This window comes from Telluribacter roseus (genome assembly GCF_017355915.2).
Taxonomy (GTDB): domain Bacteria; phylum Bacteroidota; class Bacteroidia; order Cytophagales; family Spirosomataceae; genus Telluribacter.
Genome location: NZ_JAFEUV020000009.1, coordinates 235,692 through 255,992, shown reverse-complemented (window position 1 = coordinate 255,992; position 20,301 = coordinate 235,692). Strand labels below are relative to the sequence as shown.

General features: G+C 50.0%; 12 protein-coding genes and 3 tRNA genes. 7 read left to right on the top strand and 8 right to left on the bottom strand.

Annotation, left to right across the window (positions count from 1 at the left end):
- Positions 1-82 precede the first annotated feature (82 nt).
- The gene (gene eutC, locus JTN23_RS17615; RefSeq protein ID WP_247236345.1) at positions 83-850 is read right to left on the bottom strand and encodes an ethanolamine ammonia-lyase subunit EutC; all 768 of its coding nucleotides are present in this window, start codon (positions 848-850) and stop codon (positions 83-85) included.
- A gap of 29 nt (positions 851-879) precedes the next feature.
- Complete coding sequence (locus tag JTN23_RS17610; protein WP_247236344.1) at positions 880-2,250, bottom strand: ethanolamine ammonia-lyase subunit EutB; 1,371 nt, start codon at positions 2,248-2,250, stop codon at positions 880-882.
- Positions 2,251-2,387: 137 nt separating this feature from the next.
- Here JTN23_RS17610 and JTN23_RS17605 point away from each other — a divergent pair, with 137 nt between their 5' ends.
- A complete protein-coding gene (locus tag JTN23_RS17605) occupies positions 2,388-2,909 on the top strand; it encodes a phosphoribosyltransferase family protein (RefSeq protein WP_247236343.1) in 522 nt (173 codons plus the stop codon).
- Between the two features lie 14 nt (positions 2,910-2,923).
- Here JTN23_RS17605 and JTN23_RS17600 read toward each other — a convergent pair whose 3' ends face one another.
- On the bottom strand, positions 2,924-5,884 hold the full coding sequence (locus JTN23_RS17600; RefSeq protein WP_247236342.1) for a DEAD/DEAH box helicase: 2,961 nt from the start codon (positions 5,882-5,884) through the stop codon (positions 2,924-2,926).
- Positions 5,885-6,126: 242 nt separating this feature from the next.
- Positions 6,127-6,513 carry a hypothetical protein gene (locus JTN23_RS17595; protein ID WP_247236341.1) on the bottom strand — a complete coding sequence of 129 codons (387 nt, stop codon included), beginning with the start codon at positions 6,511-6,513 and terminating at the stop codon, positions 6,127-6,129.
- A 317-nt stretch (positions 6,514-6,830) separates the two neighbouring features.
- On the opposite strand from JTN23_RS17595, the gene JTN23_RS17590 reads away from it, so the two are divergent.
- The 3 genes from JTN23_RS17590 (at position 6,831) to JTN23_RS17580 (ending at position 11,787) form a co-directional block, all read left to right on the top strand.
- Complete coding sequence (locus JTN23_RS17590; RefSeq protein ID WP_247236340.1) at positions 6,831-8,471, top strand: hypothetical protein; 1,641 nt, start codon at positions 6,831-6,833, stop codon at positions 8,469-8,471.
- Positions 8,472-8,788: 317 nt separating this feature from the next.
- On the top strand, positions 8,789-10,297 hold the full coding sequence (locus JTN23_RS17585) for a sulfatase family protein (RefSeq protein WP_247236339.1): 1,509 nt from the start codon (positions 8,789-8,791) through the stop codon (positions 10,295-10,297).
- A 452-nt stretch (positions 10,298-10,749) separates the two neighbouring features.
- Positions 10,750-11,787: a formylglycine-generating enzyme family protein gene (locus JTN23_RS17580; protein ID WP_247236338.1), complete on the top strand. Its 1,038-nt coding sequence runs from the start codon at positions 10,750-10,752 to the stop codon at positions 11,785-11,787.
- A 620-nt stretch (positions 11,788-12,407) separates the two neighbouring features.
- Here JTN23_RS17580 and JTN23_RS17575 read toward each other — a convergent pair.
- The 4 genes from JTN23_RS17575 to JTN23_RS17560 form a co-directional block, all read right to left on the bottom strand.
- Positions 12,408-12,480 (bottom strand) — tRNA-Gly (locus JTN23_RS17575).
- 32 nt (positions 12,481-12,512) lie between these two features.
- Positions 12,513-12,598, bottom strand: a tRNA-Leu gene (locus JTN23_RS17570).
- Between the two features lie 70 nt (positions 12,599-12,668).
- A tRNA-Gly gene (locus JTN23_RS17565) sits at positions 12,669-12,741 on the bottom strand.
- Positions 12,742-12,855: 114 nt separating this feature from the next.
- Positions 12,856-13,728 carry a UbiA family prenyltransferase gene (locus JTN23_RS17560; RefSeq protein WP_247236337.1) on the bottom strand — a complete coding sequence of 291 codons (873 nt, stop codon included), beginning with the start codon at positions 13,726-13,728 and terminating at the stop codon, positions 12,856-12,858.
- A gap of 144 nt (positions 13,729-13,872) precedes the next feature.
- Here JTN23_RS17560 and JTN23_RS17555 point away from each other — a divergent pair, with 144 nt between their 5' ends.
- The 3 genes from JTN23_RS17555 to JTN23_RS17545 all read left to right on the top strand — a co-directional run bounded on the left by JTN23_RS17555 (position 13,873) and on the right by JTN23_RS17545 (position 20,270).
- Entirely contained in the window at positions 13,873-14,997 is a 1,125-nt protein-coding gene (locus tag JTN23_RS17555; RefSeq protein ID WP_247236336.1) for a type III polyketide synthase, read from the top strand.
- Positions 14,998-15,201: 204 nt separating this feature from the next.
- On the top strand, positions 15,202-16,302 hold the full coding sequence (locus tag JTN23_RS17550) for a TerC family protein (RefSeq protein ID WP_247236335.1): 1,101 nt from the start codon (positions 15,202-15,204) through the stop codon (positions 16,300-16,302).
- Between the two features lie 2 nt (positions 16,303-16,304).
- Positions 16,305-20,270 (top strand): AAA domain-containing protein, encoded by a 3,966-nt coding sequence (locus JTN23_RS17545; RefSeq protein ID WP_247236334.1) that lies wholly within the window; start codon positions 16,305-16,307, stop codon positions 20,268-20,270.
- Positions 20,271-20,301: the final 31 nt, after the last annotated feature.

Genomic DNA, 20,301 nt, shown 5'->3' with positions numbered 1-20,301 from the left:
GCGACACAGCGCCGGCGTAGCACTTCGTACTCGGTTTGTTTATAGCTTGCCATAATAAGTACAAGGTTTGACTATTACGGATCTACTCACGCATTAATAAGAGCGCACTATCGTCCATCTCATCTTTCAGTCCTACCCCGCTAAGCTGGTGACGCTTCATTTCGGAGAGCAGGTAGTGCAGCTTCTGAGCGGCAGCCCTATAATGTAATCCTTCGGGACGGATGTTGGACACGCAGTTGCGGCTTTCGTCGGTCAGGCCGGGGCGGGGGGCGTAGGTGAGGTAGGCTCCCAAACTGTCGGGGGAGGAAAGGCCGGGGCGTTCGCCAATCAGGATAAGTACCATCTCTGCCTTTAATAAGTACCCTATCTCATCCGCAATGGCTACTCGTCCCTGCTCCACCAGGCACACCGGCGCTAGTTTCCATTCGTCATTATTCAGTACATCCACCAATTGCTTCACTACCTCTAGGGCGTGTGTATTGACGGCCGTAGCCGATAAGCCATCTGCTATTACAATAGACAAAGTACAAGGTGAAGCAGGAAGCTCCTCAAGTACCTTCTTCGACTCTTCACTCAGTTGCCGTCCCAGATCGGGGCGAAGCAGGTACTCGTGCCGGTCAGTGGCCTGGCTGCTCAGAAGAAGTGTCTGGTAACCATGCCCGGAAAGTTGTAGTGCCAGCTCTTCTTTATCAAAAGTAGCATATATGGCATCACGAGCCCGAGCGTGGTCAAGGTTGAATTCCAGTAAGGCACGGGTAGGCAGACTATGGCCCGATCGGCCGAGCGCCAGCCGGGCGGGGGTGTACTGCCGCAGAAACTGCCAGTCATCAGAGTGGACCAGATCGCTCATAGGTAGTTAGGTTGAGTCGTTGATAACGTCTACAAAAGCTCCAGCAGTCGTCGGTTGGCCGAGGGAATGGGCTTCAGTCCCTCGTCAAACAGGCCCATCTTCAGCAGCCAGGCCTCAAACTCCGGCGCGGGCCGCAGGCCCAGCAGGTCCCTCAGGTACAGCGCATCGTGGAAGGAGGTACTCTGGTAGTGGAGCATCACATCGTCGGCTCCCGGTACGCCCATGATATAGTTGGTACCCGCGGCTCCCATGAGAGTTAGCAGGGTGTCCATATCATCCTGGTCGGCTTCGGCGTGGTTGGTATAGCAGATATCGATACCCATGGGCAGGCCCAGCAGTTTACCGCAGAAGTGGTCTTCCAATCCCGCCCGGATGATCTGCTTGCCGTCGTAAAGGTACTCCGGACCTATAAAGCCTACTACCGTATTGACCAGCAGGGGAGCGTAGGCGCGCGCTACGGCATAGGCCCGGGCCTCGCAGGTCTGCTGATCCAGAGCATGGTGCGCATTGGCCGACAGGGCCGAGCCTTGTCCGGTCTCGAAGTACATGACATTAGTACCAGCGGTACCTCTATTGAGCGAAAGAGCCGCCTCCTGAGCCTCCCGGAGCAGAGACAGATTGACTCCAAACGAAGTATTAACTGCCTCGGTACCACCAATGGACTGAAACACCAGGTCGATGGGAGCCCCCTGCCGGATCACCTGCATAGCAGTAGTTACGTGGCAGAGTACACAGCTTTGAGTAGGTATGTCAAAGCGCTGCCGGATGGTATCCAACATGTCGAGCAGGCGGGCCACCGAAGCGACATTGTCCGTGGCAGGATTGATACCTATGACCGCATCTCCATTCCCATAAAAAAGGCCGTCTATAACCGTAGCAGCAATGCCCTTGTAGTGGTCGGAGGGGTGGTTGGGTTGGAGGCGGGTCGAAAGACGGCCTTTGAGGCCGATGGTATTGCGGAACCGGGTCACTACCTCACACTTGGCTGCTACCGTGATGAGATCCTGTACGCGCATGATCTTGCTCACGGCGGCTACCATTTCGGGCGTTAGGCCGGTCGCCAGGCGCTGCAGTGTAGCCGTAGTGGTACGCTCAGAAAGCAAAAACTCCCGTAACTCCCCGACCGTCAGGTGGCGGATAGGTGCAAAAGCAGCCCGATCGTGACTATCTATAATGAGGCGAGTAACTTCGTCCTGCTCGTAGGGAATAAGATGTTCGGTCAGGAAGGTTTGAAGGGGCAGGTCGGCCAGTACCATCTGGGCCGCTACCCGCTCCTGATAGCTTTGGGCGGCTACACCAGCTAGTTGATCACCCGAGCGTAGGGGCGTGGCCCTGGCCATCACCGACTTCAGATCCTTGAAATCGTAGGTAAATCCGCGAACGGTATGCCGGTAAGCCATGGGTAGATATGGTAGGATGTTTAGATGCCGGTATGTATATTTAATAAGGGCTCTTTGCTAAAATAGCCAATGAATCGTTATAAAAGCTATAAATTTGTCCAAAAGTCGCAGTAGATTACAAATGAAAGCTTAGACCTATGCCTGTTTCAACCCCTACCTCCCGTCAGCAGATTCTTACCTCCGAACAGACCCGGCAGAAAATCCGTCGTATTGCCTACGAAGTGTACGAACAGAACTTTGAAGAGCAGGGGATCATCGTGGCAGGAGTGATGGGCGAAGGTTATGCATTTGCACAACGGCTGGTGGAGGAGCTACGGGCCATCTCACCTCTGGACGTACAACTGGCAGGACTTCATTTTGATAAAGAAAACCCTCACCAAAGCTCGGTGGAGTTTAATGGCGATGCCATCAATCTGGAAAATCAGGCGATTATCGTAGCCGACGACGTGTTGAATACCGGCCGTACACTGGCATTTGCATTACAACCGTTTCTGAAGGTACGGATCAAGAAGCTACAGGTAGCCGTAATTGTAGACCGTAACCACCACCGTTTTCCTGTTTCGGCTGACTACGTAGGGTACTCGCTCAGTACCACCATCAACGAGCATGTCGAGGTCATACTGAGCGATCCGGAAAATGAAGGGGTATATCTTAAATAATTGATAGCTACCTCTTAATCCAGCAGGGCCATGACATCCTCACGGGTGAGGGATTTGATAAATCCTTCCTCGTTAGATATCAACTCATCAGCCAGCTGGCGCTTAGACCTTTGCAGCGCCAGTATTTTCTCTTCTACCGAATTCTTGGTAATAAACTTATAGGTAAATACCGTACGATCCTGCCCAATGCGGTGGGCCCGGTCAACGGCCTGTGCCTCTATGGCCGGATTCCACCACGGATCCAGGATGAATACGTAGTCGGCAGCAGTGAGGTTAAGACCAAGACCACCGGCTTTGAGCGATATCAGGAATACCTTGATGGACTCATCATTCTGAAACTCCTCCACTTGTGTTTGCCTGTCTTTAGTCGAGCCGTCGAGGTAGGCATAGGAGATATGCTTGCGGTCGAGGTACTTTCTGAACAGGTCCAGGTGCTTGACGAACTGGCTAAATACCAGGATTTTGTGATTTTCGCCAATGGCAGTTTCCAGCTTATGGAGTACATCCGCAAACTTACCTGAGTTACTTTCATACGTTTCGTCCACCATCTGCGGGTGGTTGGCCAGCTGACGTAGCTTGGTCAGGCCCTGAAGTACCATCATCTGGGAGCGTGCCATGCCGTCCTTATCAATGCTCTGCAGGATGAGGTTGCGGTAGTACGACTTGGCTTCTTCGTACTTCTTCTCCTGCTCCTCGGTCATGTCGCAGTACTGGATACTCTCTACCTTCTCGGGCAGGTCGGTCGCTACCTGTGACTTGTGCCGACGCAGGATGAATGGCTTGATCAGGTTATAAAGCCGCTGGGTCTTTTCTTCGTCGTTCCGCTTTTCAATAGGTACCTGGTACTCATTCCGGAAGAAGGTCTGACTGCCTAGTAGGCCAGGGTTGGCAAAGGTCATCTGTGACCACAGGTCCATGGTACTGTTTTCAAGCGGAGTGCCCGTCAGGATGAGACGGTAAGCCGAGTTGAGTTGCATGACTGCCTTCGTAATATGTGACGAAGGGTTCTTGATCGCCTGCGATTCGTCGAGGATTACGTAGTGGAACCGGAATGACTTGAGCAGATCAACGTCCAGCCGTACGATACCGTACGAGGTCAGGATCAGGTCGTAGTCCTTAAACTGCTCGGTGTTCTTGTCGCGGTAGGTACCCGTGTACATAAATATCCGGAGGTCGGGCGTAAAGCGCTGCGCTTCCAGCGCCCAGTTGTAGAGCAGCGAAGTAGGCATTACCAGCAGGCTCGGCCCCTGAGCTCCGGCTTCCTTCTGCGACTGCAGCAGGGCCAGCGTCTGGACGGTCTTACCAAGACCCATGTCATCGGCTAGGCAGCCCCCGAAGCGGTACTGGTTGAGGAAGCGGAGCCAGTCGTAGCCTGCTTTCTGGTAGGGGCGTAGCGTACCCTTAAATTCGCTGGGCTGCTCGTACTGCTCTATCTCTTCAAAGTTGCGCAGACTTTCAAGACGGCGGCTGATGACCGTTGCGGCCAGGCTCTCTTTCTGTAACTCCTGAACCAGCATCAGGTGGTGCTTGCGCAGCATCAGGCCTTCTGACTCAGTATTGTGCTCCACAAACGAAAACAGTTCGGAGTACTTGGTAAACCACCATTCCGGTATAACGGCTATCTCACCGTTAGGCAACGCAAACTCCCGCTTCCGGTGTAGTATATACTGACGTAGCTTGATGAACGGAATCTCAAAATCACCAAAGCGGACACGGGCATAAATATCAAACCAGTCACGACCTTCCGTGATGGAAACATCCAGCGAGGAGTAGCCCAGGAAGTAGCGCTTGGAGTCGGTGGTACTTTGCCGGATGGTAATGCCCTGCTCGGCCAGCAAGAGGGCATGGGCCTGTAGCCATCCGAAAGCCTCGGACTTGGGCATGACATGCCGGCCATTGCGCAGGTCCAGGCCGAGCTCCTTCAGCTGGTTGATGCGCTGTCGCTCCGTAATCAGGTCGCGGCGTACCTTATAGAATATATAGTCATCTCCTTTTTTCTCTAACTCTACATTAGAGGCATTGGCAAAGCTGTCGAACCGGAACGAAAAAGAGCCGTACTGGAAAGAAAGGTCAAACACTACATCACCCTCTTCGTCGGAAGTCTCCTCCAGTCCGGATTCGTCATTCCCAAAAAGAACCGGCACAGCGGCATTCGCTTTGCTGGTGTACATTTCAGAAAGGGTAAGCAGGGGCAGGGGCGACAGGGTTTCGTTTCTGATTTCAAAACTTTTTTCACCCTCGGCCACCACATCGTACGAGGCAATAAGTGCCGTCACAAACTTCCGGAAGTACTGGTCTTCGACTTTGCGGGGTACAAATATGGACTTCTTGGTCATGAATGGCTTGAGCTTCTTGCCATCCACATTCTCACCGAAATGATACAGCCCCTCGTCTACTACCAACCAGGCGGGTTCGTCGCAGATGATCATGCCGCCCTTGTTATGGAATTCTATTCTTTTTCCATCGTACTTGATGGTAGGGTAGTAAAGCGTGTTGAAATCATTACGTTCAAAATGAAAACGAACCGTAGCCTCTTTGGGCATGAGTTCAATCCGCTTCCAGGTAGGGTTCCCGTCACTACCCATGATGAATATCTCCTTGCCAGTCAGCCGGGCAAGGATTTGGGCCTTCATGTTCTCCAGGTAACCAGCAATGGTCTCCTGAATCAGTTTATCGCCTCTCTGGGCATCGTATATTTTCAGAAAGAAATCAACGGGCGATAACTTACGGCTGTTGAACTTCTTCAGTATTACATCCTGCTGGATATCATCAATCAGCCTTACAAGTTCAAAATCCTTGTCATCAAGACCGGCGGCAAACTCATTAACATTCTTGGAAGATATGTTTTGGATTTGTAACGTCAGATCTCCCCGCGCATCGAGCTGAACAACAAAAGACTCGAAGAGGTAACCCAGAAACTCGTGTTCCAGGAGTGAATAAATGATACGAAAGGGTGCGGCGGTGGAAACCTTCATACAGAAAACAAGATATTAGGAGGCAGCCGCTTTTGAGGCGTTGCTATTGGGTTAAAACAAATGCGATAACGAAGCCGAAAGAGCTGTTCCTGAGGGTTGATGCTTTCAAAATGGTACAAAGCGAAATCAAATATACGAGGATGCCACTCAAAAACAAATAAAAAGACCTTCCGGAAGAAGGTCTTTTAGTGAGTGGCTCAATGACAAAAAGTAGGAGCAGGCCTGTGCTGTACAGGGCTTGCTTAGTGTTCCTGCATGGAGACGTAAGTGGGCTTGGAGTCGTTGTAAAGGATGGCCCTTTTCAGCCCCTGCATACGCTCCTGGTAATAGTCTAGGCCCACTTTGCCCAGCTCCTTTTGTATTTCCAGCTTACCTATTTCCTTACAAAGCTCTTCTTCCCGGGTACCTTCGACTGGTAGCTTTATAGCGTGCTCCAGATTCCATTCCAGCATCTGCTTTTGAAACTCCAGTTCGTCTTTACTTTTCGAAGCAAAGACAACTGCCAGACCCACAAAAGGTGAAAAGATAAGTGATACTATAAAGGCAGTAACAAACCCGCAGGTTCTGTCATCGCCAAGGATACCTACTATAACAGAAAGGACTATCCATGCAGAAATGAGTAGCAGCATAGTGTGACGTGTTTGGTGTGGAAGTTACTAACACAAGTATAAGTATTTGGATGATCAAAAGCTAGTACTATTTATTAAACGGTTACATGTTGACTACGTGTAATATTGTAGCCGAAACGCCTATGTTATGATATGTTATTATAGTGTCATTTATACACTACTAAGCTCCACGAAAAGTCCAAAACTTCCATGCTGCATACCGTACGATAAATACTTCTATCAATAAATAATATCAACGTGCTACTGTTGTTAAACTTTAAAATAAATTACCTTTCTATGTAGTAAACCCACGTTATTAACGTTAATCCACACTATCAATGAAGGCAACTGTAACAAAAGGAGTGCTTGTGCTCCTTCCTATCTTTTTATTCTTTATCTACCTGTATTATAATGCTGTCAATGTACCGTACATTGATGACCTTGACATGGTGTCTACCATAAATGAAATACAGGCTAGCCCTTATGAACTTCTAGAAATACTGGTCCGTCAGCAGAACGATCACCGCATTCTTTTTTCGCGGTTGGGAGTACTGGCGGTTTACCTTTTTACTGATAAAATCAATTTTAGATATACTATTCTTTTAGGCTTCTTTAATCTTGTATTACTGGCCTATGCATTTTACTTGGTGTACACGTCATTTCGAAAAGGTATCGGCCTTTTTATACCTGTTATTATTTTACTTTTCTCGCCTAATGTATATGCCAACCATATCTGTAGTATTTCATCCTACCAACATACTTTATCAGTAGCTTTTTCTATCATTAGTTTATATTTTCTCAGTGAAGAAAAAAAGACTAGGTGGTATTGGTCCCTGCCATTTGCAATGGCCGCCAGTCTGACCATACTGGATGGGTTAAGTGTACTACCCGTTGGCTTGTTCTGGCTGATTGTTCAGCGTCGCTATTGCGAGAGCCTGCTTTATACTGCTTTTGCGGTAGTATGGCTGTTGATCTACTTTTCTGACTTTCAATTCTCCGGGGCATCGTCTGAGAGCTTTTCTAATGCCTCGTTTTCTACCATACTTAGCAACTTTGTGGCCTTTGTCGGATCTTCCGCTAAAGTGCTGTCAGATACCAATGCAGTGGCTGTATCTACTATTCTGGGCGGATTTATCCTGTTTGGCTGCGCTGTGTTGTTCCTATACCGCACCACTGCCGATGATCCCAAACTACGTGTAGCAGCCAGGTTGCCTCTTCGTATTGAATTCATAGATATCTGCTTTCTGAGGTTACTGGCGACTAGTGCCATGATTGCTATAGGGAGATCTTACAATGGAGCGGAAGAGATGATGGCAGTTCGGTTCCAGATTTTTTCAATCAGTATTCTGATCCTCTTTTACCTGCTACTAGTCCGTACTATTCAGGTCAATGGTCCTATGGCTGTCTTGTTTGTAGTGGGTAGTATCTTCATAAATATTTACTCATACTTAAAATATGAAAAAGCGGTAGCTATATGGAGGCAGGAGTTAAAAGCGGATGCGTACAATTACAGAAACAATCAGACTTTGCTGCATCAGAATTCTCCAGATCCGCCCCAGGGCTTTTTCAAGAACTACGAATTTCCAGACTATTTTCACCAAGGAATTATCCATGCCTGGAAAAGAAGTTCGCCTCATTCTTCGGCTATTAAAATTACTGCAAAAGAAGTGCCCGCTAGTAGGTTATACGGCGACTACACCCATCCTATTTTAGATTTAGAAGTTCATAATGTTCCTAATAGTATACCACCTGACGAATCTTTTTTATTGTTTCAAAGTCACCGGGATACATCGAAGTGTTACTTAGTTGGCTTGCATGATAAAGATAGCTGGTTGAAAACCATTTTTAATGACTCTACCCGTACGTTTTCAGGTTATTTTCCATTAAAGATTCCTAAAGACGCATATAAAGTAAGCATCTGTTGGATAAAAAATAAACGTCCGCAAAGCATATTAATTTCATCAAGATACGTCCTTTAAGTAACTACTGGTTTATACTTTACCTATGCCTATATAGGGTCTACTTTTACTCTACACTCTAAAAAGGAAGGTCTCTTGTGGAGGCCTTCCTTTTTAGGTAACACGTATATAGTAGTTTCAGAACAATCAGTGGTATCTGATGTAAGTACTCCTTACTATCTGCAAGTAGCACTTGGCATGGGTATATCAGGATAAAAGTAGAGTTCGTCCTTAGAGCACTTTACAGAGTATTGTAAACTGCCTACGAAAAGTACCATTGCTGCGTAAGCATTCTGTATGAAAACAGTAATGGCTACCTTGTATAATTAAATAACTTTATGAAAGTACTTGCAAACGTGACACTCAAAGTGGGTATAGTGGTAGCTGTGTTGTTCTGCCTGATCAGCTGGACCAGGGATGCCAAACAGGAGCGGAAACAGCCGAACGTAGTCGTGATCCTGACGGATGATCAGCGGTGGGATGCGCTTGGTGTAGCCGGGAACCCTTACCTCAAAACACCCCACATCGACAAATTGGCCGCCGAAGGCGTGTACTTCAAAAACTACTTTTGTACCACCTCGCTTTGCTCCCCCAGCCGCGCTTCCATCCTGAGTGGGAAGTACGCGCATGCGCACGGGGTGGTGAACAACTTTACGGAGTACCCTACCAACCTGCCCAGTTTTCCGGCGGTACTGCAGAAGGAAGGGTATGAGACGGCCTACATCGGCAAGTGGCACATGGGGGAGGAGAACGATAATCCGCGTCCGGGCTTCGACTACTTTGTCACCCACAAAGGCCAGGGCAAGTACTGGGATACTGAGTTCAATATCAATGGGCAGGGAAGCAAGGAGATCAAAGGCTACTATACCAATGTAGTCACTAAAATGGCCAATGAATGGCTGACTAAGAAACGCTCCAAGCCCTTCATGCTGATCCTGGGTCACAAGGCTCCCCATAGTTTTTATATACCTGAGCCTAAGTACGCCAAGGCTTTTGCCGGGGTACGTATTCCCTACCCCCAGAGTGCCTTTGAACTGGAGGATAAGCCAAAGTGGATTCAGCAGCGGCTGAATACCTGGCACGGGATATACGGCCCTCTGTTCGACTGGCGGAAGAAGTTCCCGGATTCCTCACCCGAAGCCGTAAAGGATTTTGAGAATATGGTACATGCGTACTGGGGTACCATTCTGTCGGTGGATGATAGCGTGGGGGAACTCTACCGCACCCTACAGGAGATGGGCGAGCTTGACAATACGGTCTTTGTATTTACGTCGGATAATGGCCTGCTCAACGGGGAGCATGGTATGGTGGATAAGCGGACGATGCATGACCCCAGTATTCACATTCCACTAATTGTGCGGTTTCCGGGGCTGACGCCTATTACTAAGCCGGTAGTGGTAGATAAGCAGGTACTTACGCTGGACATTGCGCCTACCATCCTGGACCTGTGCGGGGCACCTGCCCTGAAGGACATACACGGGCAAAGCTTCAGGCGGCTGGTACAGGGCGACGACCGGGGTTGGCGCAAGGCCTGGTTTTACGAATATAACTACGAAAAACAGTTCCCCTATACACCTAACGTGCGTGGCATACGTACCGATGAGTGGAAGTACATCCATTATCCAACCGGCGACGGAACACCCGATCAGCATATGGCGGAGCTGTACCATATTGCGGCAGATCCAGGTGAAGACCATAACCTGATCAGTGACCCCAAGTACGCCGGAAAGCTCAAAGAACTTAAAGCCGAGCTGGCGCGCCAGCTCAAAATGACGGGTGCCCATCCCGACCGGATGCCGCTGGATGAAGGTATAAAATCAGAACTACCGGAGCAATCGGTTCGATAACTACTTGTGGGAACGCGGTAGTAGAGTGATGATATGAATAAAACATAACAAAAAAGGAGAGCGGAACCCCTGCTCTCCTTTTATATTGTTATTCCATCAGAAAAGTTGCTGTACTGGTAGGCTTGTCAGTTCGCAGACTAGCCTTGAGCATCATTAGTGCCTCCTCATGTTATAAAGAAGCCCTTTGTATACCTCTCTATGTGTTAGCAACACACAATGATAGGGATAAATATTTATATTGTAGATAATGGACGGTAACAAATTTTAAAAAACATCTCTTCTTAAGTCCAACACTTCCCATTGCAGTACTTAGTCAGGTTGAGTTAATTCGCTTGATCCTGGAGTACTTTTAGGCTGGATATGCGAAGAGTACAATAAGTAGTTAGTTATTTCATTATACCTTTGTTACTTATAATTGTCTATTCCCTCTGACTCAATAATTTATTGCCAATATGTTCTCTTTCCGACTTCCCCAGATACCTGCTTACCTGCTTCTTCTATTTGCAATGGTTACCGGCTGCACTTCCGAAAAAACAGCCCAGGAAACCTCCAGCACTGCAAGCTCTGCTACCCTTGAAAAAGCCATAAAGGGAGATACCACGGGTATGGTGTGGGTAGAAGGCGGCAACTTCATGATGGGTAATGATGAGTTTACCGATGCCCGCCCGGTACATCAGGTACAGGTGGATGGCTTCTGGATGGACGCTCATGAGGTCACCAATGCGGAGTTTGCCCGTTTCGTAGAAGCTACTGGTTACGTGACTGTTGCCGAACGTCCACTCAATCCGGCTGATTTTCCGGGTGTACCGGCTGATAAGCTGGTACCTGGCTCAGCGGTATTTACACCCACTGTACAAAAGGTCAATCTGGCTAATCCGCTGCAGTGGTGGACCTACGTGCCGGGGGCCAACTGGCGCCAGCCCGAAGGGGCTAACAGTAGCATCAAAGGAAGGGAAAATCTGCCCGTAGTACACGTAAGTCATGAGGATGCCGTGGCCTATACCAAGTGGGCTGGTAAGCGACTACCTACCGAAGCCGAATGGGAGTACGCCGCCCGCAGCGGTAAAGAGAACCAAACCTACTACTGGGGCGAAGAACTGAAGCCACAGGGCCAGTGGGTAGCCAACATATACCAGGGCAGTTTCCCGGACAAAAACACAGCTGAGGATGGCTTCGCGAGTATAGCTCCGGTCAAGACCTTCCCTCCCAATGCCTACGGCCTTTACGATATGGATGGCAACGTATGGGAGTGGTGCAGCGACCTGTACCGACCCGACTACTACATGAGCTCCGCCAGGAAGAATCCTACAGGGCCGACTGATAGCTATGATCCCGAAGAACCGGGAGCAGTAAAGTACGTGCAGCGGGGCGGGTCCTTCCTGTGTAGCGACGAGTACTGCATCCGCTACAAAGCCGGGAGCCGTGGCAAAGGAGAAGCGACCAGCGGGAGCAACAACCTGGGCTTTCGTTGCGTCAGGGACAAGAGTTAGGAAACACCTAAGCTAAGCCTTGTTCATTACGACAACAGAAGAGGGAGCCTGTCCAAAGGCTCCCTCTTCTGTTGTAAGGGAAGTAGTGGTAGTTTTTCAAGAACTATACATTCATATTATGAGTCGATATAAATAGGACTATATTATAAGTATACTCCCAGGTGAAAGTGGCAAAAGTTTAAGACTCTCTCGCCTGTATATATACCGCCAAGGTTACACCACGAATACTGTGCTACAATATGTGAGGAGCCAGGAGTACTATTTATGTAACCGTTCAATAAAGTTTGGTTATAGGTTAATTTAAATGTAACTATCTTTATACCAGCCAGTTTTACTGGTTAAGTCTAAGTTGTTTGATATAGCCTATCGGCTATGCTGGTAGGCTATATTAATAGCTTTTCACTAGCCTTCCAGCTTATATTGCTTAGTCTATCTCCGTTCGCAGCGTGTTATAACTCAGTAGGGAAGTAGCCTCAGCCAGTAAAATATTGGATAGCATGAGGAGAAACAAAAAGGGAGCCTCGTTTGGAAGCTCCCTTTGTTCTTTGATAAGAGTACGAACCTTAACGTAATTGGCATCTTAAAAAGAAAAGCACCGGAAACGGTGCTTTTTAACTTTGAGCGGAAGACGGGGTTCGAACCCGCGACCTCAACCTTGGCAAGGTTGCGCTCTACCAGCTGAGCTACTTCCGCATTACTATGTGCTAATCAGAATACTGATGCTGTACCGGGGACGGGGGTCGAACCCGTACGAGCGTTTCGGCTCACAGGATTTTAAGTCCTGCGTGTCTACCAATTCCACCACCCCGGCCTCACATGACGAACCAAAGTTCGATGTTATTTTAAAAGAAAAGCACCGTTTCCGGTGCTTGCCAATTTTGAGCGGAAGACGGGGTTCGAACCCGCGACCTCAACCTTGGCAAGGTTGCGCTCTACCAGCTGAGCTACTTCCGCGTTTCCTTATTTGATTAAGGTGCTGCAAAGGTAGGGGGACAATTGATACTACGCAATAGTTGCTTCTAAGTTTTTTTTGAGAAAATTATTAACAAAAAATTAACAGGCTGTAAATCAGAAATGGTACAGACATAGTGCACCAAAAAAAATATTTAGACCTATGCCCGCAAAGAGATTCATGCGCATGGTATGTCTGAAATCCGCCTCTTCCTGGTCCCGCAGAACCGCCCTCCACCAGTAGCCAAAGTAAGCCAGAACCGGCCCCATGCACAGTACAAGCACGATCAGGCTATTGGCGGAGCCGTACGTAAGGAAGTAAAACAGGAAGCCCGTAAAGGATAAAGAGAAAAAGAGAGCCGCGTTGAGAAAGGTCCCCCTGATGCCAACCAGACGGCTGAAGGTAAGATCGCCGCGGCGGGCATCCTCTTCGTGCTGGTATACCTGCGTAAGGGGGTACACCGCCCACAGGTTGGAGGTACAGATAAGCGCCGGAATAAGGTACCTGGCCTGTAGAAGCTCCGCCACCGGAAGCTGCCCGATCACCTGCACCGTAGCCAGGTAGGTAAAGGCTCCTTGAAACACACCTACTATACACCAGCTCAGCAGGGGGTACTTTTTCAGCCGTACCACCGGATGGCTATAAGCCTTAGATATAGTACCATAGATGATCAGGTACAGGACAAAGGACAGTCCCATGCCAGTCCATAGGGCTATGAATACAGCCAGGATGTCCAGCAGCCAGGAGGTATACAGCAGCTCCTTACTGACGGGTGGAGGTACCTCCAGCAGCCCTATGCTGCCTTCGTCTTTGTCGTAGTAGCTGTTGTAGGCGTTGCTGGCCGGATACAGGAACAGGTGGATGATCACGAGCGACCACCAGGCCATGAGCAGATCAGGGGCGGGCGTCTGACTCAGAGCGAACAGGTACACAGGAAGCAGAAACACCGAAAACGGGATACGCAGGTGTAGAAAGACATTCCGGATCATAGGCGGGCAATTCTTTTAAGGTGGGACTAAGAAAAGCAAGAACAGCACTCTGAACCAGTAGAAAACATACTGTTTCCACCAAAGGTTATGGTGGCACGTATTTTTTAGGAAGTTACTACATTTTCAATACAAAATCAATAAGAAGTGACTGGTAGTACTCAGCAAGTTGCATACATTACCTCCATCGGTACGGCTACGCCGGCCTACCAATTCAATCAGATGCGCATTGCTGAGTTTATGGCAAATGCCTTACACCTCGACGAGTCGGGGCAGCGTCGTTTGCGGGCCCTGTACCGCAGTACCCGCATTCAGCACCGGTATTCGGTACTGGCTGATTACGGACAGGAGGTAGGAAGCTTTACATTTTATCCGAATACCCCTGATCTGGAACCCTTCCCTACGGTGAGTCAGCGCATGGACCTGTACCGAGAGCATGCCGTACCTCTGGCCGAAAAAGCCATCCGGGATTGCCTCCGGCAGCGGCAGGTGCCGATGGAGTCAATTACTCACCTGATTACGGTCAGCTGTACGGGTATGTATGCTCCGGGGCCTGATATAGAACTCATAGAGCGGCTGGGGCTGCGGACCTCCACGCACCGGCTGGCTATCAACTTTATGGGATGCTACGGAGCCTTTAACGGGATGAAGGCCGCCGTAGCCCTGGCCCAGGCCGACCCGAAGGCAAAGGTACTGATGGTGTGTACAGAGCTGTGTACTATCCATTTTCAGAAAAAGAACGAAGAGGATCATCTGCTGGCTAATGCCCTCTTTGCGGATGGCTCGTCGGCTATACTGGTAGAGGGGGCGTGCGATGAGGGAGTAGCCGCGCTGGAAGTAGCCCAGTTTGCGTGCGAGGTACTACCCGAAGGCAATGAGGATATGGCCTGGCACATCAGTGATTTTGGATTTGAAATGAAGCTGACCTCTCGGGTGCCGGACGTGCTTAAGAAAGGGATCCGGACGGTAATGGACCGGCTTACGGCAGCGCAGGGAATACAGCGGGAAGATGTAGGCCTGTATGCCATTCATCCCGGAGGACGTCGTATCCTGGAAGTAATCGAAGAGGTACTGGGGATCTGTGCCTGCGACAACGCACCAGCCTACGATGTACTGCGTGACTACGGCAATATGTCGTCGGTGACGGTCTTATTTGTACTCAGACAACTCTGGGAGCGCCATCGTGAGTCGGATGGACGATGGATTTTTACCAGCGCCTTTGGGCCCGGTCTGACGGCCGAAACCGCCCTGCTTCGGGTAAGAGGTGTATAGGAGCTGGATTATATTTTCCGAGGGTACAGTTGTTATTTTAATTATACGCTTATCAACTAAATAGGTATATAAAGGGAGACAGGAACCCTCTTATCAAAATTTATTTTTTCAGTAGACTTAAAATAAGAACTTTGTGCCTCCCTATACGTTTAGCTGGGACACAACACAATTTCAACCTATTTTCGACCGACCCATTTACAGAAAATGTTCTCAAACGAAGTTCTCTTTTTCCTCGGCTTCATTGTCGTTATTGGCTTTATGCTGCTGCTCGACCTGGGTGTTTTTAGTAAAAAAGACCACGTGGTTAAATTTGGCGAAGCAGCTATCTGGACTGCCGTCTGGATCGCCCTTGCCTTGGGCTTTTATTTCATTATCAAAACCCATGGTGACCTTATACATGGTATCGACAACTACGCCCAACTCGAGCAGGTCAAGGACAAGTACGCTCCGCACCTGAAACTCATCCCGGGCAATTTTGAGGAAAGTCTTGATATATACCGGCGCAATATGTCGCTCGAGTTTATCACGGGCTACCTGCTGGAGTACGCGCTCTCCATCGACAATATCTTTGTAATCATCCTGATCTTCGCCTCTTTTGGCGTACGTGAGAAGTACTTCAAGAAGGTACTGTTCTGGGGGGTACTCGGAGCGATCATCATGCGTTTCATCTTCATATTTGTCGGCTCAGCCCTGATTCAGCGCTTCGAGTGGATTATCTACATTTTTGGTGTCATTCTGGTATACCAGGGAGGAAAGATCTTCTTTCAGGGAAGTGAAGATGAAAAGATCGAGCCTAACAAGCACCCGGTGGTGAAGTTCACCTCCAGGTACCTGCCTGTATATCCTCGGTACGTAAAGGAGCATTTTGTTATCAAGAAACACGGCAAGTGGCTCTTTACACCACTGTTCGTAGTGGTACTTATCATTGAGTTTACGGACCTTATATTTGCGGTGGATTCGGTACCGGCCATATTTTCCATCACCAAAGACCCCTACGTCGTTTTCTTTTCCAATATTTTCGCCATCATGGGACTACGTTCCATGTTCTTCTTCCTGAGCAACATCATGGGCCTGTTCCGCTTCCTGAAGTACGGGCTGGGTGTGCTGCTGATGTTTATCGGTGGAAAAATGCTGGCGCATCATTATCTGGAAGAAATCGGCTTCAAAACGGCTTATTCGTTATACGTCATCCTGGGGATTCTGGCTGTCAGTATACTGGCTTCTGTTATCTTCCCCAAGAAGAATGAGGAGGTGCCAAACCTGATCAATGATAGCGAAGAACCGCAGGAACAGATTAAAAAGTAGAAATGAATAAAGTCCTCAAAGCGTACCTCAAACGTCTGACCAATCTTAGTAGTCGCAACAAATCACTGCTGTTGACACGTTTGCCGGGGGAACAATTTGTGGATCTGCACGAGGGTGACTTCCTGTTGGGGAAGTCATCCTTTGAGCTGGTTCGGCAGCTGATTCAGCGAAAGGCACGCATACCCCTTTGCGATGTACAGGATCCCCGCTACGAACGGGTGAATGAGCTGAGCCGTAAGCTGCGAAAGATAGCCCGAACCGAACGATTTATTGAAGAAGAACGAGGAGCCCGCGACCTGTACGTGGGCTATCCTTTTATCCGGGGCAAGCTATCAGATGGCTCCGTTATTCACGCGCCGCTGCTCTTCTTTCCGGTAACGCTCCGGATGGACCGGGAGCAGTGGTGCCTCTTCGGGCGCGATGATGCCGAAGTAACCCTCAATCGTAGCTTTGCCCTGGCCTATGCCTACTTCAACGAGACTGCCGTACCCGATGAGGTCAGCGAGAAAACCTTCGATGACTTCCCGACTGATGCGCTGGAGTTCCGCACGCAGCTGTATGAGTGGCTGAAGACGACCCCCTTTCGTATCAACTTCAACCAGCAGCTTTTCGAAGATAAGGTTCAGCCGTTTGAGGTATTCAAGAGCAGTGATCTGCAGACGCTGGAAAAAACTGGCGAACTGAAGCTATACCCGGAGGCGGTGCTGGGGATATTTCCGCAGGCAGGCTCTTACCTGGTACCCGACTACGATGTACTACTTGAAGCCTCCCCGGATGAACTGGATTTCTCTATACTAGCCTCCTATGCAGAAGGAGCCATCCTAAACAACACATCAGATATACTGCTGCGCGAAGAGCAGGTCCTGACGCCGTTCCAGACGGATGTGTCGCAAGAGAAGGTAATCAGGGCGGTAAAAAAAGGCGAATCAGTGGTAGTGCAGGGGCCGCCCGGTACCGGCAAGTCGCAGCTGATCTGCAACCTGATGGCTGATTTTGCGGCACAAGGCAAAAAGGTACTACTGGTATGTCAGAAACGCGCCGCTTTGGATGTCGTGTACCAGCGCCTACAGTCGATAGGATTGGCACCTTTTGCCGCTCTTATCCATGATTTTCGTAACGATCGCCCCGAGCTATACCGTCAGCTGGCTACCCAGATAGAGCAGGTAGATGCCTACCGCAGCCAGAACTACAGCCTGGATGCAGTGGTGCTGGAGCGGCAATTCAGCCAGGAGAGCCGCCAGATCGATCGGGTTGTGGAGGAACTGGAAGGTTTTCGGAAAGCCCTGTTTGATGAGTCGGAGTGTGGGGTGTCCGTCAAGGAACTATACCTGTCCAGCAGTCCGGCCGCTCCCCACGTTAGTCTGACTAGTGCCGAAGGTCATCCACTTTACCGGTCATTCCGGCTGGATAGCGTAGAGGATTACCGGCGCCGGCTCAGACTCTACGCCGCCTACGCGCAGCGTATCGGTCCGGAGCATGGGTGGTACCAGCGCAGGAGTTTTGCCAGCTACGGTATAAGTGAGCTGCGCCGGATGGAGCAACTCTTGCAGGACTGGCCCCCGTTCGTCCAGCGCCAGACTCAGCAATTTGAATCTATCACCAACACCTCCTTTACGGCTGACTTCATAGAGGATCGGGCGGAGGTACTTGAGCGCCTGGAAGATATTCGTGACCTGTTACCCGACGATACTACCTTCCAACTATTTCAGACGTACCTCAGCGGCACCGAACATTCAGTTAAAAGACTGGCGCTGGTCCGGCAGATCGTGGCTACGCTGGAAGGTTGGGAGGGCCTGGAAACTACCTTGCCGACGTCTGATCTTACCCATTTCAGAGGACAGCTCATGAAGGCCGTATCGGCGAAGCAAGCGTGGGCCAGCAGCCAGTGGTGGGAGTGGTTTGGTAGTGATAGAGATCTCGTTAGGCGGGTAGCTACTCAGAACGGACTAAGTACCCGACTGGAAAACCTGGAAAAGCTGAGCCTGCTGCTTCGCAACCGCCTTCAGATGGAAGAATGGCTGCAGAATTCTCTGCTGGGTTTTGAGGAGCTGTATCTGAATAGAGAGCTCACTAAGGAACAGCAATTCATCTCCTTTTTTCAAAAGAGCGAGAAGGCCGCCGACGCGGTAGTCAGGCTCCGTATCAAACAGTGGAGTCAGGTACTGCATACGTTGGCCCTAAACGCATCTTCAAGAAGTACTTTTATAGAAGCTATTGAGACGCTGATCCAGTGGGTAAAAGCCTGGGAGAGATCAATAAGTACCTTGAACCCATTTCTTCTGCCCGAGCAGATACAGGTACTGGTACATACACCGCAGCGGGCCAGCCTTCTGCGTGACCAGTTACAGGCCGACTTTGATTCGCTGGTGGAGATGGACCGGTTGTGGCAGCAAATGGCTCCCCACGAGCGGTCCGCCACGGAGCAGGTACTTCATAAAAGTCAGGAACTGGCCGATACCCTGCCGGAGGCGGTAGTAGCTCTGTTTGATAACAGTCTACGCCTGGCCTGGATCGAGCATCTGGAAACCCGATTCCCGGACCTGAGGGCCGTATCGTCGCTACGGATGCAGCAGTGGGAAGAACAGCTCCAGAGTAGTATCCGGCATAAGCAGAGCCTGAGCCGCGACATCGTACTGATCAAACTGCGGGAGGAGACCTATCAGGATGTGGAGAACAATCGCCTGGGCAACCGGGTAACCTACCGGGAACTGCTCCACCAGGTCACCAAGAAGCGGAAGATCTGGCCCATCCGGAAGCTTCTGGAGGAGCACTCGGAGGAGGTGTTCCGGCTGGTACCGTGCTGGATGGCTTCACCCGAGTCGGTGTCGGCCATGTTTCCGATGCAGAAAGACCTTTTTGATCTGGTGATATTCGACGAAGCCTCCCAGTGCTACGCCGAGTATGGATTACCCGCCGCCTACCGGGGCCGTCAGACTGTAATAACCGGCGATAGCAAGCAGCTGCCCCCAAGTGACCTGTACCGGGTACGCTTCGAGGAGAGCGCCGAAGAGGAAGATGTACCCGTAGCCCTGGAGGTGGATTCGCTGCTGGACCTGGCGGCGCAGTCGCTGGCCAAATACCAGCTGACCGGACATTACCGGAGCCGCTCGCTGGACCTGATTGACTTCTCTAACCAGTACTTTTATAAAAATACACTACGCTTACTACCCGACTTCCGACAGGTCAACGATGCTGAGCCGGGTATCAAGTACCTGAAAGTGGACGGTATCTGGGAAAAGAATACCAATATGGCGGAGGCGGAGCAAGTACTCCAATTGGTGAGGAGGCTGAGTACTACCGGGCAAAGCGTGGGAGTGGTGACCTTTAACTTTCAGCAGCAGCAGCTGATTCAGGAGCTGTTTGAGCAGGAGAATATCTCGTTACCGGAGCTGTTTGTCAAAAATATTGAGAATGTGCAGGGAGATGAGCGGGATGTCATCATCTTCTCGGTAGGCTACGCTCCCGATGTGCGTGGGCGGCTGATGATGCAGTTTGGCTCGCTCAACACCCAGGGCGGCGAGAACCGCCTGAACGTAGCGGTAACCCGGGCGCGCGAGCGGGTGTACGTCGTTACCAGTCTGTGGCCTGCACAATTACAGGTAGAGCAAACGGCCAACGAAGGTCCTAAGCTCCTGAAGGCGTACCTGCAGTATGCCCTGGATGTATCGGAGGGGCACTACCGTCCGCAGCCACTGCCAACCCATACCTACCGTACCGATTGGCTACTTAAAGATAAGCTGGCTAAGCAGGAGAAGGGGCTGGTCAAAGAGCTTCCTTTTGCGGATCTTACCATTCGCTCGGGCGGTACCTACCAGGGGTTGATCCTGACGGATGATGATCTGTACCACCAGAGCCCTTCGTCCAAGGAGCCCCATGCGTACCTGCCGATGATCCTGCAGCAAAAGAACTGGCCCTTTAAGCGGATATATAGCCGGGAGTACTGGCGGAGCGAAAGAGCGAATGAGTGAAAGAGCGATATATTTCTCATGCACTTATCAA

What these genes read in the sequence shown, in the direction of transcription:
- eutC (WP_247236345.1), bottom strand. Translation starts at nt 850, where the DNA reads ATGAGCGATCTGGTCCACTCTGATGACTGGCAGTTTCTGCGGCAGTAC.
- JTN23_RS17610 (WP_247236344.1), bottom strand. Translation starts at nt 2,250, where the DNA reads ATGGCTTACCGGCATACCGTTCGCGGATTTACCTACGATTTCAAGGAT.
- JTN23_RS17605 (WP_247236343.1), top strand. Translation starts at nt 2,388, where the DNA reads ATGCCTGTTTCAACCCCTACCTCCCGTCAGCAGATTCTTACCTCCGAA.
- JTN23_RS17600 (WP_247236342.1), bottom strand. Translation starts at nt 5,884, where the DNA reads ATGAAGGTTTCCACCGCCGCACCCTTTCGTATCATTTATTCACTCCTG.
- JTN23_RS17595 (WP_247236341.1), bottom strand. Translation starts at nt 6,513, where the DNA reads ATGCTGCTACTCATTTCTGCATGGATAGTCCTTTCTGTTATAGTAGGT.
- JTN23_RS17590 (WP_247236340.1), top strand. Translation starts at nt 6,831, where the DNA reads ATGAAGGCAACTGTAACAAAAGGAGTGCTTGTGCTCCTTCCTATCTTT.
- JTN23_RS17585 (WP_247236339.1), top strand. Translation starts at nt 8,789, where the DNA reads ATGAAAGTACTTGCAAACGTGACACTCAAAGTGGGTATAGTGGTAGCT.
- JTN23_RS17580 (WP_247236338.1), top strand. Translation starts at nt 10,750, where the DNA reads ATGTTCTCTTTCCGACTTCCCCAGATACCTGCTTACCTGCTTCTTCTA.
- JTN23_RS17560 (WP_247236337.1), bottom strand. Translation starts at nt 13,728, where the DNA reads ATGATCCGGAATGTCTTTCTACACCTGCGTATCCCGTTTTCGGTGTTT.
- JTN23_RS17550 (WP_247236335.1), top strand. Translation starts at nt 15,202, where the DNA reads ATGTTCTCAAACGAAGTTCTCTTTTTCCTCGGCTTCATTGTCGTTATT.
- JTN23_RS17545 (WP_247236334.1), top strand. Translation starts at nt 16,305, where the DNA reads ATGAATAAAGTCCTCAAAGCGTACCTCAAACGTCTGACCAATCTTAGT.